This window comes from Streptomyces sp. MK37H (assembly GCF_018035285.1).
Taxonomy (GTDB): Bacteria; Actinomycetota; Actinomycetes; order Streptomycetales; family Streptomycetaceae; genus Streptomyces; species Streptomyces endocoffeicus.
In genome coordinates this window covers 42,719-58,359 of record NZ_JAAAYH010000011.1, presented here as the reverse complement: position 1 = coordinate 58,359, position 15,641 = coordinate 42,719, and the positions used below count along the sequence as shown (strand labels likewise).

17 protein-coding genes and 1 pseudogene are annotated in these 15,641 nt (G+C 66.6%); 5 read left to right on the top strand and 13 right to left on the bottom strand.

Annotated elements, in window-relative coordinates; all coding sequences use genetic code 11:
• Positions 1 to 93: 93 nt before the first annotated feature.
• Together GWI24_RS03500 and GWI24_RS03495 are read right to left on the bottom strand one after the other, a co-directional pair.
• Positions 94 to 672, bottom strand: coding sequence for a TetR/AcrR family transcriptional regulator (locus GWI24_RS03500; protein ID WP_210944412.1), 579 nt, complete (start codon positions 670 to 672; stop codon positions 94 to 96).
• A gap of 394 nt (positions 673 to 1,066) precedes the next feature.
• Positions 1,067 to 1,927 carry a shikimate dehydrogenase gene (locus GWI24_RS03495; protein WP_210944411.1) on the bottom strand — a complete coding sequence of 287 codons (861 nt, stop codon included), beginning with the start codon at positions 1,925 to 1,927 and terminating at the stop codon, positions 1,067 to 1,069.
• Positions 1,928 to 2,128: 201 nt separating this feature from the next.
• On the opposite strand from GWI24_RS03495, the gene GWI24_RS03490 reads away from it, so the two are divergent.
• Positions 2,129 to 3,013: an alpha/beta fold hydrolase gene (locus GWI24_RS03490; protein WP_210944410.1), complete on the top strand. Its 885-nt coding sequence runs from the start codon at positions 2,129 to 2,131 to the stop codon at positions 3,011 to 3,013.
• A gap of 13 nt (positions 3,014 to 3,026) precedes the next feature.
• Positions 3,027 to 3,269: an amidase family protein gene (locus GWI24_RS46045; RefSeq protein ID WP_281788925.1), complete on the top strand. Its 243-nt coding sequence runs from the start codon at positions 3,027 to 3,029 to the stop codon at positions 3,267 to 3,269.
• A 211-nt stretch (positions 3,270 to 3,480) separates the two neighbouring features.
• On the opposite strand, the gene GWI24_RS03480 is transcribed toward GWI24_RS46045, so the two are convergent.
• The 11 genes and pseudogenes from GWI24_RS03480 to GWI24_RS03435 all read right to left on the bottom strand — a co-directional run bounded on the left by GWI24_RS03480 (position 3,481) and on the right by GWI24_RS03435 (position 12,101).
• Entirely contained in the window at positions 3,481 to 4,233 is a 753-nt protein-coding gene (locus GWI24_RS03480; RefSeq protein ID WP_210944409.1) for an SDR family NAD(P)-dependent oxidoreductase, read from the bottom strand.
• 47 nt (positions 4,234 to 4,280) lie between these two features.
• Positions 4,281 to 5,174 (bottom strand): sugar phosphate isomerase/epimerase, encoded by an 894-nt coding sequence (locus GWI24_RS03475; protein WP_210944408.1) that lies wholly within the window; start codon positions 5,172 to 5,174, stop codon positions 4,281 to 4,283.
• Between the two features lie 30 nt (positions 5,175 to 5,204).
• Positions 5,205 to 5,765, bottom strand: a complete 561-nt coding sequence (locus GWI24_RS03470) for an MFS transporter (RefSeq protein WP_210944407.1) — start codon at positions 5,763 to 5,765, stop codon at positions 5,205 to 5,207.
• A 158-nt stretch (positions 5,766 to 5,923) separates the two neighbouring features.
• Complete coding sequence (locus GWI24_RS03465) at positions 5,924 to 7,006, bottom strand: maleylacetate reductase (protein ID WP_210944406.1); 1,083 nt, start codon at positions 7,004 to 7,006, stop codon at positions 5,924 to 5,926.
• Positions 6,996 to 7,919 carry an intradiol ring-cleavage dioxygenase gene (locus GWI24_RS03460; protein ID WP_210944405.1) on the bottom strand — a complete coding sequence of 308 codons (924 nt, stop codon included), beginning with the start codon at positions 7,917 to 7,919 and terminating at the stop codon, positions 6,996 to 6,998. Before GWI24_RS03460 ends, GWI24_RS03465 begins: the two co-directional genes overlap by 11 nt.
• On the bottom strand, positions 7,916 to 8,746 hold the full coding sequence (locus tag GWI24_RS03455; RefSeq protein ID WP_210944404.1) for a sugar phosphate isomerase/epimerase: 831 nt from the start codon (positions 8,744 to 8,746) through the stop codon (positions 7,916 to 7,918). The genes GWI24_RS03460 and GWI24_RS03455 overlap by 4 nt, the downstream gene beginning before the upstream one ends.
• 14 nt (positions 8,747 to 8,760) lie before the next feature.
• The gene (locus GWI24_RS03450; protein WP_308343414.1) at positions 8,761 to 9,378 is read right to left on the bottom strand and encodes a nuclear transport factor 2 family protein; all 618 of its coding nucleotides are present in this window, start codon (positions 9,376 to 9,378) and stop codon (positions 8,761 to 8,763) included.
• A 170-nt stretch (positions 9,379 to 9,548) separates the two neighbouring features.
• Positions 9,549 to 9,641, bottom strand: coding sequence for a hypothetical protein (locus GWI24_RS46770; RefSeq protein WP_374103268.1), 93 nt, complete (start codon positions 9,639 to 9,641; stop codon positions 9,549 to 9,551).
• Between the two features lie 23 nt (positions 9,642 to 9,664).
• Positions 9,665 to 9,973: pseudogene (locus tag GWI24_RS46765) on the bottom strand (SDR family NAD(P)-dependent oxidoreductase); the annotation flags it as partial.
• Positions 9,974 to 10,014: 41 nt separating this feature from the next.
• Positions 10,015 to 10,773, bottom strand: coding sequence for an alpha/beta fold hydrolase (locus GWI24_RS03440; protein WP_210944402.1), 759 nt, complete (start codon positions 10,771 to 10,773; stop codon positions 10,015 to 10,017).
• A gap of 23 nt (positions 10,774 to 10,796) precedes the next feature.
• On the bottom strand, positions 10,797 to 12,101 hold the full coding sequence (locus tag GWI24_RS03435) for an MFS transporter (protein WP_281788919.1): 1,305 nt from the start codon (positions 12,099 to 12,101) through the stop codon (positions 10,797 to 10,799).
• Positions 12,102 to 12,368: 267 nt separating this feature from the next.
• On the opposite strand from GWI24_RS03435, the gene GWI24_RS03430 reads away from it, so the two are divergent.
• The 3 genes from GWI24_RS03430 to GWI24_RS03415 all read left to right on the top strand — a co-directional run bounded on the left by GWI24_RS03430 (position 12,369) and on the right by GWI24_RS03415 (position 15,578).
• Entirely contained in the window at positions 12,369 to 13,205 is an 837-nt protein-coding gene (locus tag GWI24_RS03430) for an IclR family transcriptional regulator (RefSeq protein ID WP_374103265.1), read from the top strand.
• A gap of 1,257 nt (positions 13,206 to 14,462) precedes the next feature.
• Positions 14,463 to 15,296, top strand: a complete 834-nt coding sequence (locus GWI24_RS03420) for a PIG-L family deacetylase (protein ID WP_210944416.1) — start codon at positions 14,463 to 14,465, stop codon at positions 15,294 to 15,296.
• A gap of 126 nt (positions 15,297 to 15,422) precedes the next feature.
• Positions 15,423 to 15,578, top strand: coding sequence for a hypothetical protein (locus tag GWI24_RS03415; RefSeq protein ID WP_210944418.1), 156 nt, complete (start codon positions 15,423 to 15,425; stop codon positions 15,576 to 15,578).
• Positions 15,579 to 15,641 lie beyond the last annotated feature (63 nt).

The window sequence follows — 15,641 nt, the reverse complement described above, 5'->3', positions numbered from 1 at the left end:
GAAGCAGGGGTGGGTGTCGTCGGATCCCGTGCCCGCGTGGGATCCGACAGCTTTTCTGGATCGTCTGATACAGATTTTGGGCATGAAAAAAAGTCAGTCGAGGGCGGCCAGCGCGACTTCCACGAGGGGTTCGAGGGTGCGGACGTCCGGCGCGATCTTCGAGGAGACCAGCAGTCCGTTGAGGAAGGTGACGAGGAAGGCGGCGAGGGTGTGTGGGTCGTGCCGCGTCGCGATCTCGCCCCGCTCCGCCGCGACCCGCAGCACCTCGGTGAGCGCATCCCGGCTGGCGTCCTGCATGTCCCGCACGGTGCGCCGGGTCGCCGCATCCTCCGGCAGGCGCTCGCAGGCGGCGTTGACTACCAGGCAGCCCCGGCCGTTGTCTTCCACGGCGATCCGGACCCGCTCGACCAGCATCGTACGGATCGCCGACCGGGCGTCCGCCCCCTCCTCCAGGCTGCGCAGGGCGGCCGCCGCGAGGGTGGTGCGGTAGTGCTCCAGCGCCGCCCGGTACAGGCCCTCCTTGTCGCCGAACGCGGCATACAAGGACCCCTGCCCGATTCCCAGGTGCTGGGTCAGGTCGCGCACCGAGGTCGCCTCGTAGCCGCGCGTCCAGAACAGCTCCATCGCGCGGCTCACCGCCGCCTCGGTGTCGAACTCCCGGGTCCTTGCCATGACCCCACCGTAACCTATCTGGATCGTGCGCTCAAGAATGCGAAGGCGGGAGCCAAGGGGTGCACGCGCAAATAGAGGGACACCGTCGCATTCTTGGCCCCGAGCGCGGCGCACAAGGGGCCCTGCCCGAAGAGAGTGCCTTCGGCGTCGCCCAAGGCGGGGTGATCTTCAGCCCCGGACGGCCCAATCGGCGTCATCGGCAGCCTTGCGGCCATATGTCCGGGGTTGTCATGCTCACATCCCTCTCTTGCACGCCATACGAGCACGGAGCAGCGGTCATGCCGCCAGAATCAGCATTCCGAACCATGGCGTCTTTCCGCGTCCCGTCGGAGAGCTTCCCCCCTCTCGTCAACTCATCTGCTTGAGGTCTCTCCCCTCTGCTGGAGGCCGGACATCAGCTCCAACGACAGGGTGTGCGGCCTGCAGCCGCGGTGAGCCCTGCGCGCAGTAGAGGAGCGAAGGATTCGGGCAGGTCCAGTAGCGGGAGGGTGGCCACCGCCTGGGATTCGAGATGGGCAAGACCGTCGCACACGGTAACGCCCGCCCAAGTTGCGGTGCGTTGCAGCGCCGTGGGCACGGGCGTGTACACGAAGTCGTACAGCATGGGGCGCCCGCAGAACCAGGAACTGGGTATGGGGCTCGGCTCGCTCGGGTCCGTCATGCCGAAGGGAGCCGAGTTGATCACCAGGTCCGCCTCGCGCACGACGGACTCCAATGTCGGCCAGTCCCCGACTCGCCCGGGCAGTCCCCAGGCCCTCGCCCGGTCCGCAAGGCCTATCGCCGCGGTGCTACACCGATCGAGGATGACCAGGTCGGCGACGTGGAAGCCGTTTAGACCCGCGACCGCCGCACGGCCTGCACCGCCGGCACCGAGCAGGACGACCCGCCAGGGTGGGCGGGCATCGTCACCCCTCTCGGCGAGCAGGGTGCGGACCGCGGCCACATCGGTGTTCGCTGCGTACAGAGAACCCCCGTGCCGGCTGAGCCAGTTGGTGGCCCCAGCACGGTCGGCGTCCTCGTTCCGGCCGTCGGCGACAGCGAGCGCGGCGACCTTGTACGGCATGGTGATGTTCGCACCTGCGGTACCGGGCCGCCTCAGGGAAGTGATCGCAGCAGGCAGTTCGGCCTGCCGGGTGGGACACCCGGTGTAGCGCCAGTATTCCGCTAGTCCCGCAGCCTTGAAGGCATGGTTCCACATCGCGGGGGACAGGGAGTAAGAGGTGGCCTCGCCGATGAGGTAGAGATTTTGCATCATGAGGGACCGGCTTTCGCGTTTCGGGGTTGCCGTGGCTGGCGGAGCTGCGGCACCTGACGGGGTGCGGCAGTGCACAAACGAAACACCTCACGCAGCCAGAAGTGCTGATTCGCCTGCCACTGGGCGGCAATCCAGGCTTGGTGTCGCAGGGGCGTAAGCGAGTATGTAGTCGTGAAGTGACTGAATGGCGAGGAGAGAAAGATGCGTCGGGACACCGTCGAGTCCATAAGCCTGGACGACGTCGAGTTGGCCTACCGTGTCGTCGGCGACGGTCCGCAGTTGGTCGTGCTACTCCACGGATGGCCCCAGACGGGTGCCTGTTGGCGCCATGTCATGGAACCGCTCAGCCGCAGCCGCACCGTTATCGCCCCGGATCTGCGCGGTTACGGAGCCTCGGGGCTGGCCAGTTCAGGATATGGCAAACGCGCCACCGCAGCTGACCTGAGCAGCTTGATTCACCGCCTGGGATACGAGTCGGCGGTAGTGATCGGCCACGACCGCGGTGCCCGCGTCGCCCACCGATGGGCTCTCGATCACCCCTCGGAAGTCGATGCGCTGGTGCTGCTGGACATTCTGCCGACCAGGGTCGTCATGCGGTCGTATGACCGAGACTCGGCGAGCGCAATGTGGCACTGGTTCTTCCATCGGCAATCTGACCTGGCAGAAGAGCTGATCTCTGGAAATGTTGAAGCGTATCTTCGGTATTTCTTCGATCGTGTTCTCGACTCAGGCGCCGTCGACTCGGAAACGTTCGAACATTACGTTGCCGCATTCAGCGACCGGCGCCATCTGCGGGCCTCTTTGGAGGACTATCGAGCGGGCTTCACGACCGATCTCGAACTCGACGAGGCAGATTACGAGCGCGGGCTTCGGCTGCAGCCGCCACTGCTTGTCCTCTGGGGCGCCGAGGGTGGCCTCGCTCAGTGCGATGTCGTGCGTATCTGGCAGGACCACCACGCCGACCCGACCGCGGTGAGCGGTGGTGCGGTACCCGGGGGCCATTACGTTCCAGAGGAAGCTCCCTGGGAGGTCGTGCACGCCGTCGAGTCGTTTCTCGACTTCGCGCACACGCAGGTCCACGGGTAGCGACGGTGAGCTGATGTTCCGGCAACGCAACCGCGATCAAGACCCCGCCACGGTTGCCCTACGGACGGACGAGCCGGTAGGTAGCAGCTACCGGGGGCAGCGCAGCGTCGTTGAGCGGCGACGAACACCCGGCGGTCCCAGCGGCGGGGAGTCGGCCGCGATCGCTGCCGGGATGCCACCCCTCGGGCTGGGCAGCGATATCGCCCCAGCCCCGTCCGCGACCACCACCCTGCCCCCACCGGAAGCTGAGCGGTGAGCGAGGCCTTCCACAAGGCCGCACGCCGCGCGTTGCGGGTACACGCCTTCCGTCCAAACTGGGCTATGCACCCGTGCAGCTACCGGGCGGAGCCATCCGGTGATTCCCGTAGCAGTTCTTCGGGCCGGGAAGGCGCATGAGACGCCGCCGATGGCACGCTGTGGGGCTGCGGCTCACCCCGCTGTGCGTCGCGCAGCTTCGCGGGTCTCGGTCAGACAGAGGTCAGGCCGCCGTCGACCAGGATCTCAACCCCGGTCACGTAGGAAGACTCGTCGCTGGCGAGGAACAGGACGACGTCGGCGACTTCCTGAACCTCGCCCGACCGCTTCATCGGCACGCCGTCGATCTGCTTGGCCCGCCAAGCCGGGTCGGCGGAGCCCCGAGACGTACGCATCGGAGGCAACATGCCCGGGGCGACCGCGTTGACCCGAATACCTTGCTCTGCATGGTGTACCGAGGCAGTGGTGGTCATCGACTTCACGGCGGCCTTGGACGCGCCGTAGCCCATGTGCACGCCCGGCTGGCCGATCGTGGCCGAGATCGAGGACAAGTTGACGATCGAGCCGCCGCCTGAGCGGATCATGGCGGCGGCTCCGTGCTTGATGCCGAGAAAGACGCTCTTTGCGTTGACCAGCATGAGCTGGTCGAAGAAGCCGGTGCTGGTGAGGTCAGGGTCGAACGTGCCACTGATCCCTGCGTTGTTGACCAGCACGTCGAGTCGGCCGAACAGATCGAGGACCTCGTCGATCGCGGCCGTCCAGGCGTTCTCGTCGGTGACGTCAAGGTGAAGGTAGTGGGCCTGCCCACCGGCGGCATGAATCTCCTTGACCGCGGAGGTGCCGTCGCTGTCATTGATGTCGGCGACGACGACCGTGGCGCCCTCGCGGGCGAACGTGTCGGCGGTAGCCCGGCCCATCCCGCTGGCGCCGCCGCTGATCAGGGCAACCTTGCCTTGAAGTCGCATGATGTGGATCCTTCCTTGCCCCCGCTTATTGTGCGTTGCGGGATGCTTCATGGGGTGGCGCAGCCATCGGAAGAATCGAAAGCTGCATGAGCGAAAGTGTGGTCGCCGTCGGCCTTGCAGGCGGCGGCGGATTCAGCCTTCGCAATGGTTTGCATCGTCGTGAATATGACTTCCTCGGAAACTACTGCGAGGGGAAGTCGTTCAAGGGCGTCGGAAACCGGCTCGACGCTGATCGGAGGCAGGCTGGCCTCCAGCAGGAGAATCCTGGCCAGAAAGCCCACGGTATCCAGGTTGCCGCGCCCTGGGTAGGTGCGGAGGTGGCGCGCTTCTCTTGCGAGCTCTACACCGGTTCTGGGGGATACGTCGGAGAGTTGCACTCCCGCGACGTGGTCGAGGAGCTGATTGTCGATCTGCTCGATTGTTCCACCGGATCTGAAGAAGTGGACGATGTCGAGCGCGATCGTCGCGTTGTCGGTCCCGGCGTGTGAAACCAGTGATAGTGCGGCTTCCACGTTCTTCACGACCGAGTAGGGCATGAATTCCACCGCTACCGGCGTGTGCGGGTGTCGCTGACACAGAGCGGCGAATTCGTCTGCGGCCCTGGCGGCTTCTCCGGTGAAGGCCGCGGTGTGCAGACGGTCGGGTTCAAGAATGTCAACGAGATCCTCGACCAGGCCGTTGGCACACCGAGTGGGTCCATCGTCGCAGAGCCGGACGAGTTCGAGCTCCGCGACCTTCAACCCCGCGTCCTCGATGCGCTTGGGCAATTCCTCCAGCGCGATACCGCGCTCGAGGGCGGACACGCACTGTCCGACTGTCAGCCCGATGCCGGGGAAGCCGCTGGCGCTCGCCGCCGCGATGATCTGAGGGAAGGGCCGATCGCGAAAGCAGATCGCGCCAAGAGATAGGGGTGCTGTAGGTCTCGCGTATGCGAAGGCCATGTGCGCTCTCCGTCCGATGGCAGGTACAAATCAGGCCTCGATGGAGGGCGTGATCGCCCGGACCGGGCGATCACGGCAGGAATCGTTCCGAGTCATGCGATGTCCTCGAGCCGCCTTCCGTCGTCGGCGGGCCCGCGTTGTCCGAAGCGTGCTCCGTCGGCGTGTCGGTGCGTACTCGGAGACCAGCGTCGTCGCGTTGGGCAGGGCGGCGCCGAGACCGAAGCCGGTGAGGACGCGGAGGACTGGGAACCACAGTATGTCCGAGGTCAGGGCCGTCGCCGCGCTCATCAGCCCGAAGAAGACGAGCGAGGCGATGATGACCTTCCGGCGGCCGACGCGGTCCGCGAGCGGACCGGCGACAAGGGAGCCGATTGCCAGGCCAAGCAGTCCGCCAGTGACGACGGGCCCGAGTTCGGCTTTCGTAAGGCCCCAGTCGGAGATGAGAGACGGGCCGATGTGGCTGACCATGGCGACGTCGATCCCGTCGAGGGTCACCACTCCCAGACAAAGCAGCAGCACCCGGCGTTGCAGGCTCCCGATTCTGTGGCGGTTGATGAGACCTTGCAGATCGAGGCTGGGTGATGCGGGCACGGGTCCTCCAGCGGACGGCTTCATTGGCGTCGACGGCATGGGTGGTAGGGCTTCCGCCCGAGGCTGCGCGAAGAGAGGGCGGTGGGGAGCGGGCGGGGATGCCGACGGCGCCACTCGTTCATCCTGCGGCTGGGCACGGGCCCAGGAATGACCGCTTTCTACTGTGAGGCGCCAGGGCGGGTAGTGGGCGCAGCGCCGAGCAGAGCGTTGCCGAGGAGGTGGTGGAGGTCGGCTTCGGCGACGGGTGTGGGGTTGGCGTAGGGAGCGGCAATCGTCTGGTCGATGACGGTTTGCAGGCCGTCCTCGGGCATGCCCAGCGCCTTGAGTGACATTTCGGCGCCGAGGTCTTGGGCAAGGTGGAACAGGTGCACTGATGGCTCCGTGGTGCCCAGCGCGGTCTCCAGCGCGGTCCGCGCCGTCGACGCGGCGGGGAGGTTGACGGCGAGGACGTGCGGCAGTACGGCGGTGTGGGTCTCGGCGTGCGGGAGGTCAAAGGTGCCGCCGAGGATGTGGCAGAGCTTGTGGTGCAGCGACATCGTGGTCGATCCCAGCGCGCTACCGGCGAGCCAGGCTCCGTAGAGGGCGTCCGAGCGGGCGTCGATGTCGCGCGGGTCGGCGACCAGGCGGGGGAGTGCGCTGGCGATGGCTCGCGCGGATTCCGCTGCGATGAGTGCGGTGATCGGAGAGCAGTCGGGCGCGTAGAGCGCCTCTGCGGAATGCGCGAGGGCGTTCATGCCACTGGTGACTGAGAGTGCGGGGGGTAGCGTGACGGTCAGCTGGGGGTCGTAGACCACGGTGACGGGAAGCACTCGCGGGTCCCGGCCGGTGGTCTTGCGGCCAGCGTTGGTCAAGCCCCAGACCGTTGTCATTTCCGAGCCGGCGTATGTCGTCGGCAGGGCGATGATCGGCAGGCCGGTGTCCTTGGCAATGGCCTTGGCCAAGCCGATTGCGGAGCCCCCGCCGATGGCGATGCAGCCGTCAGCGTCGATCTCCCGGCTTCGCGCGATCCCTTTCGACGCGACGGCGACCGGGACGTGCATCGTGGCGTGCGGGTACAGCTCTGCGACCTTATCGCCGAGCGGAGACGTCAACTCGGCGGCAAGGTCAGCTTGCCCGGGTGTGCACACCACCATCAGGTTGTTCAAGCCAAGGTGGTCGATCTCCTCGGGCAGCCGGGTTCTCGCCCCTACCGCGAAGACGACCCGACCGGGACGGCTCTCGTGGACAAAGTCATGCTTCATGATTGCTCCGCGCGGGGAGGGGCTCGAGGACGATGTCGAACTCGAGGAGCCGGAAGGGGTTGGGGACGTTGTACTGCTCGGCGCGACGCAGATCGTCGACCACCGTGACCGGCCGGATCAACGACTGCTTCACCCCGAATACGGTGTCGGAGTCCAGGTAGGGGCTGCCTTCGACGAAGACGTGTGTGGTGAGCGGGGCGTGGCCGTCTGCTTCGCCGATGACGTGGATGTGCGCGGGGCGGTTGGGGTGCCGTTTGGTGACGGCGAGTAGCTGCCCGACTGGCCCGTCGTCGGGAATCGGATAGTAGCGGGGAACCACGGTCCGCAACCAGAAACGTCCCTGATCGTCTGCGACGAACAGTCCGCGGAGGTTGCGCTCGGGCTGCACCTCGGGCTGCTGGACGTCGTAGTAGCCGGCTCCGTTGGCTTGCCACACGTCGACCCGCGCTCCGGGCAGTGGTGTCCCGTCGGACGACCGGACCTGGCCGGCGAACACGCAGGGCTCACCGTTGCGGTCGAGCGAGATGTTCGCGCCCAGCTCACGCTCCGGCGACTCGACCATGTGGAACGGGCCGAGGACGGTGGAGTCCGTGGCCCCGGCAGTTTTCCGATGGTTGATCGCATTGACCAACATCGACACCCCGAGCACATCGGAGAGCAGGACGAACTCCTGCCGGGTGCTGTCGCACATGTGCCCGACATCCGTGAGGAAGTCGACGGCGGCCTGCCACTCCTCCTCCGTGGGCTCGACATCCTTGACGAACGCATGCAGGTGCTCGACCAGACTCGTCATGAGCTGCTTCAGCCGCGGGTTGGGGGTGTCGGCGAAGCTCTCGGCAACCACCTCGACGGAGCCTTCCTCCGAGAAGCGGGCGGGGCGGGCGGTGGGCTGCTTGGCCTTGCCCGTGGTCATCGGGCCTCCTCGAGGTTGGTCGTCCAGGACGGGGCGTTGAGCTTCGCACGGTCGAGGGCCATGGCGCCCGCGTCGTATGCCAGCCGGGCCGCGTCCGCAGCGGGGAGTGCGTCGAGGTCGTCGGAGAAGACCTCCACCGACGCCGGCACCCTGATGCCGCGGTCGTGCAGGGCGCCGAGCACGCCGAGGGTGTCTCCGGCGCCCTGCCCGGGGAGCAGACGTCGGTGGCGGGCCTCGTCGGCGAGGTCGGGGCCGGTGTCGGGGAGCACGTCGCACAACTGCAGGGAGGTGATCGCGGACGCCGGAATATCGACAAGGTCCTTGGGCTCAGCGCCGGAGCGGAACCAGTGCCAGAGGTCGAGGATGACCCCGCCGTTCGGCCGGTCCGCGGCGGCGACGACTTCCCATGCCTGGCTGAGTTTTCGAACGTGGCTGTAGGGGAGGAACTCGAAACCGACCAGCAGGCCGTGCTCGGCGGCCCGGTCGCACAGCGCCGCGAACGGCCGCACGAGATCCGGCAACGGGTGCGCCGCGAACATCGGGACATTGAGCTGCCGGACGCCGATTCGGTCGGCGAGCCGGAACATCGTCGCCTCCACCGGATCCTCGCCGGCGCCCCAGTCCCAGGTGTGCTCCAGCTCGAGCACCCGCAGACCGTGCCGGTCGAGGAGGTCGCGGATATCCGCATCCGCCATGTCCGCGTCGAGGTAGTCGGCTACGCGTAGGCCAAGGCCGGTGAAGCCGGCCGTGGCCGCCGCGGACACCCGGGTGGGCAGGTCGGCGAAGCGCAGGGTGTTCGCGCTACAGGTCAGGTGCGCGGTTGGCATGTCTGAGGCTCCTCTCAGTACGGGTCGCCCGGGATTGCCGAGTCGGCCAACCACCTCGCGCCCTCATCGTAAAGACGCTGCACGGCCTCCCCGGTCAGCCCCGGGAGACCGGCCGTGACCGTGAAACCGGCCTTGGTCTGCAAGTAGCCAAGGTGGCGATATCCCGCAGGGAACCGGTCCAGCAACGCTCGGTCGAGCTTCAGCTCAGCGGACGGATCGACCAGGTCCAGACGGTCATGCTCGTAAATGGGCTGTCGACGTACGATCTTCCACTGACCGTCGTATCGGCGGCAGAAGTCGTAGAAGCGGCCGGTGCAGACCACATCGACATCGACACCATCGATGCTCCCGCGCTGGTTGATCGTCATCTTCGTCTGGCTGATGGCACGGTCATCGCGGACGTCTGCGGTGTGTCCGCCCAAGAAGTGCAGAATGCTCACCCCACTGTCGAATCCGGCCCTGCTGGCAGCAATGAACTCTGTCGCCGGGCCCTGAAACCACGTCGCCGTCATCCAACCCTCCGTCGGGTCCCACACAGTGGCAAAGCGATCCCAGTCCCCGGCGTCGCGCCACAGGGCCCAGTTCTCGACCAACTCCCGCAGCGCCAGCCTGTCCTCGTAGCTTGTCGGCACCCTCATAACCTCCCTTAACCGTGCCGGCCGACCCGAGCCGAGGCCGTACACCTCGGCGATCGGGCAGCCTGCACCCTTCCTTGCAACACAGCGATACTGCTGCACAAACCCTGCTATATGCCATGGTTACCTGTCATCCAGTGGCACTTTGGCAAGTCTTCGTACGCGGTTCAGTGGATGAACGGTGCGAGCTGCGTCCCGGCCGCCACATGCACCGTTTCGCCGGTGATGTTGCGGGCTCGGTCGGACAGGAGGAACGCCACGGCGTTCGCGACAGGTTGACATCGAGCGTCACCCGCCAGGTGCCCGACTCAAGGCTCTCCAACGAGTGCTGTGGTTCGATGCCGGCGTTGTTGACCAGCGCGTCGACCCGGCCCCACGCCACATCGACCTGCGCGACGGCGGCCCGTACGGCCTCCTCGTCGGTGACATCGACCTCGACTCCCAGGACGCGGCGGCCGGTGGCTTCACCGGCCTCGGCAAGCATGGCGGCGGCCTCCCGCGCCCCGCGGCGGTCCAGCAGCGCGACCCGGAAGCCGTCGCCGAGCAGTATGGTCGCGATGGCCAAGCCCATCCCCCCGGCGCCACCGGTCACGATCGCAACGGGCGCGGGCACAGTGTCGGCCGTCGAGTCGCTCACGACGCACGCTCCGTCCCGTTGGGCGATGCGCGGTGCCTGGACTCGAAGCCGGCGATCGTACGCGCTACCGCCTCCGGCATCGACAGCATCGGCGAATGGCTTGACTCGAGATCGCTCGACGACCCCAGCCGGGCCGCCATCATGCGCTGGACCTCGGGCGTACATGCCCGGTCCAGGGTGCAGACGACGAAGTGAGAGGGGACCGTCCGCCAAGCCGCCTCAGTGATGACCGCGGCCCGGGTGCCGACGTGCTCGGGCGTAAGGCGCCCGACGGCGTTCGCTGTGTCAGTCGGTGTGCAGTCGTGATAAAACCCATTCCGCGCGATTTCCGGATCGATGACCAGGTAGTCGCCGACACGGCGGATCTCGTTCGCGCCGGCCTGCGACCCCGCCTGCGCGTCGTTGACCGACGCGACCGACTCCCCGGGCTCGAGGGCAAATGCGCTGACGAACACCATGGCGCGTACGTTGGGTGCGCCGCCGACCTCTCCCAGCAGGGCTCCGGAGTAGGAGTGCCCTACGAGGACGACGTCATCGGGGATGTCGGCGAGGAGTTGGGCGAGGTGGTCGCAGTGGCCCCGGAACGTGGGGTCGCCTGGAGCGCGGTCTTTGCCGGGCAATGTGACCCGCACGCATGGATAGCCGTTCGCTTCGAGCAGTGTCGCGACGGATTCCCAGGCCCAACCGCCGTGCCACATCCCGTGCAGAAGGACGATGGTCGGCAGGGTCTCGCGGGCCTTTTCCTGATTCGGCACCCGGATCTCCTTTGTCCGCGAAGTCATTGGTTGGCGGGCAGGGCCGGGCTGGAGGAGGACGGGAGATCGGCACTGCCCACCGGATTCGTGTCCCGGGCGCGCAGTCCGTAGGTCAGCCCGATGCCGACGACGTAGATGCCGGAGATGACCCAGACCGTTCCGGCGATCCCGATCGGTGCCACGAGCCCGGCTACCGCCGGTCCCATCAACTGGCTCACTCCCGCGCCCAGGTTCAGGACCGCGAGGGCGCTGCCGACGCGGTGTGGAGCCAGCGAGGGCAAGATCGCGGACAGCGGAACAAAACCGGCGAGCGCGGCTCCGTAGACAACCCCGACGCCGAGGATCGCCCAGAAGTTCGGGCCGAGCAGTTTCGGAACGTAGTAGAAGGCGGGAGCGCTCACCGCGCAGAGAAATCCGCCGAACCACGCTACGGTCGAGATGCGGCCGACGTAGTCGCCGACGTACCCGAACAGCACGTTGCCCAGGATGTTTGCCAGCAGCATCGTCCCCCACACCTTCTGCCATTCAGAGGTGGACAGCCCGGCATCACGGACCATGTAGGTGGCCAGGAACACGACGAAGGCGTAGAAGCCCAACGTGTTGATCACTCGCACGATCCCGCCGATGCCCACCTTCGGACGCTCGACGACGATTTTGAGGGCGCCGAACATCGAGCGCAGGCTCGTGGCGAGGTCGGTCGGTTCCTGCCTGGGTGCCTTTACCAGGAGAAACATCATGCTTCCGCCCACCCCGATGAATACGAGCGACGAGGCGAGGGTTGCGAACTCCCCGATAAGCGGGATGACGAAGCCCGCGTAGTAGGAGCTGATCACCCCGAGGCCGAGCACGAAGAAGAACCAGTACCAGCCTACGGCCTTGCCCATTACCGCGTCGGGAGTGTCCCTCGCCACCCAGACGAGGAAGCCATAGGAGAAGAGCGGGTATCCCAGGCCGCGGATGCCAAAGGTGATCAGCATGAGCGTGATGTCGTTCTGTGCCAGTGCGATCAGGAACGCGATCTCGAGGACGACCCAGATCACGAACCCGGCGAACATCACCCGCTGGACGGTGAAGGCCTCGGTGAGCGCACCCGAGAGCCATGAGCCCAGGGCGACGACGAGCCCATAGACGCTCCATAGGAGGGAAACCTGGCCAGGGCCGAAGCCGTGTGCGTCGAGGTACGGGGACAGGAAGCCGGCTTCGATCCCGTCGCCGATCATGAACAGGGTGAGCGCCACGAATCCCCAGCGGAGTTTCGGGACGATGCCCTGGCGTACCCAGAAGCTGGTCTTTTCGGGGGAGGCGGAGGCTGCCCGTGATGAAGTCATCGGCACCCCCCGACTGGCTTCCACCCAGTGGCAACGCAATTCCGGATGACTGCGTCCCGGTCCGGCGCCCAGTACCCGGTCGGCCCCCGCGGGGCAAGTTCGTCTTCGCGGCTCGTCAACACCCGCAGAACCTCCTCGTTCTCTGCCGGCCCTCCCGACACGAGGTCGCACCTCGTGTCGGGAGGGCCGGACAAGGCTGCAAGCTCTCAGTAACGCAGCGATAATGTGGCCGAAACTCGGCCCCGCGCCAGACTTCATTGCCATTCAGTGGCACTGCTCTTTAAGGTGTCGGGCAGCTTGGTCCGAGGGCGGGCCGGACAACCAGACGAAGGTGAGAATGTGGCCGGACGAACGAATGCCCCAGGCCAGACCGTCTCTCGTCGGTTGCTCGCCGTCCTTGACTGCTTTGACGTGGCTCATCCCGCGCTGACGCTCACCGAGGTGGCCACGCGAAGCGGTCTACCTGTCTCGACCGCCCGTCGGCTCATCAATGAACTCCGCAACTGGGGTGGGCTGGAGCGTCTCGACGACGGCCGCTATCGCATCGGGATCCGGCTGTGGACGATCGGCACTCTCGCTCCGCAGCAGCGCGGGCTCCGGGAGGCGGCCCTCCCCTACATGCACGATCTGTTTCGGGCGACCCAGGAGAACATCCAGCTGACGGTCCTGGACGGCCACGAAGCCCTCTGCATTGAGAAGATCTCCAGCGGCAAGGCCGTTCCTACGCAGACCCACATCGGTGGTCGGCTCCCCCTGCACGCGACTGGGGTCGGGAAGGCTCTCTTGGCCTTCTCGGCGAGGGAGTTGTTCGGTGCCGTCACCGAGGCAGGCCTGGTCCGAATGACCCCACACACCATCATCCAGCCCGGCCGGCTTGCGGCGGCGCTGGCCGAGGTACGCAAGTCCGGAGTGGCCTACTCCTGCGAAGAGATGACCTTGGGAGCCGTGTCCGTCGCGGCCCCGATCCTCAGGCTGGATGGCGGAGTACGCGCCGCACTCGGCATCGTGGCGCACTCCCGGGCTGCCGCCGACCGGGCGGCCGTGGACCGGCTTGCCCCCGCCGTGCGGACTGCGGCGCTCGGTATCGCCCGTTCGAGCAACTGAGCCGGGACGGACGGCGCATTTCTTGACAACGGCGATGTACGCAAGGGCGCACGAAGTGGCTTTCGACGTCTATGCCGTCTTCGAGCACATTTGGAGCCGCGGTCAGACGTCCTGCCGAGCTGGCTGGACTCGATGTGCCCGACGACCGCTGCATCGCCTCCTCGCTACCGGTGCGGCCCCGCCCCCCGATGCTCGAAGCTGTACCTGCCACCAAAGACATCAACCTGCGAGACCGATTTGGCCGCCGTTGGCACGTAGACGCCATCTGACTCCTCGGTCGGATGGAGTACGGCCCTTTCGACGCGCAACTCTCAAGATCGGAAAGACATCAGCTGCTTACGCCCAGCCGGGCCTCGGGCGATCACTCCTCGAAGCGCCCCTCGCGCGCGTGGGTTCGCGCCCGACCGGGGGCTGATCGTCGGCGGCGCCGGCGGCGTGGGGACGCCGGCGACACAGCTGCTGAAGAGCAGGACCTCGGCCCTGGTGGCGAGCACGGCCTCGTGTCCAGAATCACGCGAGTGGTGCACGAGGATGGGAGCGGATGTGGTCGTCGACCACACCGGAAACGTGCACGGTCAACTACGTGACGCCGGTGTCCACCGGATCGACCTGGTGTTGTCCACTTCGGGGACCATCGGCAATGTCGGCAGGATCGCAGAGATCCTGCGGCCATTCGGCCACCTTGCCGTCATCGATCTGAACGGTCCCCTCGATCTTGGACCGCTCGCCGGTAAATCCGTCTCGCTGCACACCGAAACCGTGTTCAGCAAGATCATGGCCGGTGGTGACACCGCCAGCCAGGGCAGAATCCTCGCCGAACTGGCAGCGGATGTCGTCGCGGGTCGGCTGCGTTCCATCGCCACGACGGTGCTCAGCGGCCTGAGTGTGGACACGATGAAAGCAGCCCACGAACTGGCCGAGAGCAGGCGGACGGACCACCCGTCGGACAGCCCGCTTCATGAAAGCGTGAGGCCAGGTCACCGTCGACGATCTGTTCTTGGCTGCCCCGAGGCGGACCGGATCTCGGAAGGTGCTGCGCGCTGCGCCCGTACCGCGTTCGAGTTCTCACGCCGACGCCTTGGGGAAGGCCAAGCGGCCGCGCCGGGAACAGCCGGTCCGGCCAGCACTGTTGTATCGACCGAGGGACCGGTGTCGCACGGGTGGGAACAAGGTCATGCGCCCGGACAGGATCCGGGCCCCGGGATCGCGGAACGCCCGCCGTGGACCAACGACGTATTTCTGCAGGAGGACTGTTTCATGACTGACCGGCCCTTGACGCTCATGGCAGTGCATGCCCACCCCGACGACGAGGCCACCGGAACCGGAGGGGTCCTCGCACGGTACGCGGCGGAAGGCATCCGCACGGTTCTCGTGACGTGTACCGACGGCGGTTGCGGTGACGGAACGGGGGGTGTCAAACCTGGCGATCCCGGGCACGATCCGGCGGCTGTCGCCTTGATGCGCCGTCAAGAGCTCCTGGCAAGCTGTGACGTCCTGAAGGTCAGCGATCTGGTGATGCTGGACTATGCCGACTCCGGGATGACGGGCTGGCCGAGCAACGACGCCCCTGGATCCTTCTGGCAGACCCCCGTGCAGGAAGGCGCCGCCCGACTCGCGGAACTCATGCGGCACTACCGCCCCGATGTGGTCGTCACCTACGACGAGAACGGCTTCTACGGCCACCCCGACCACATCCAGGCCCACCGCATCACGATGGCGGCGCTGGAGATGACCACCCTGACACCGAAGGTGTACTGGACGACGATGCCCCGCTCGATGATGCAGCGGTTCGGGGAGACCATGCGCGAGTTTCATGAGGACATGCCGGAGCCGGATCCCGCCGAGACCGCCGCGATGGCCGAGATCGGCCTCCCCGACGATGAGATCACCACGTGGGTGGACACCACCGCATTCAGCGGTCAGAAGTTCGATGCGCTGGCCGCGCACGCCAGTCAGGGCGAGAACATCTTCTTTCTCAAGATGGGCAAGGAGCGGTTCGGCGAGTTGATGGGCATGGAGACCTTCGTACGTGTCAAGGACAGCACCGGCGCTGCCGTACCCGAGAATGATCTCTTCGCCGGACTGCGTTGATCCGGTCCCGTCCGGCGGGGGTGTCGAAAAGTCGTGTCGAACCCCCGAGAGAGCACGAGCTCTCCCCGAGGTCGCCGTCGTGATCCTGGCCGTCGTCGCGCTGTATGTCACCGTGAGGAGCCGCTCATGCCGCCGCTGGAGGCGATCGAGCTGGACGCCTTTCGCCACTGGCACGAGCGCGACACGTTCTGGTGCGCTCTGCTGCTCGGCGGCTGTGGTGGCCAGCTGGCCACCGAGCTCTGCACCGACCGGTTCTGTTCTCTGTCAAGCTCTGCGTGCTGAGCTGCTGTCGGCCTGTGCCACTGGCCCAGGTCTTGGTTTCTTCACGGTCACGCAGGGCTACAC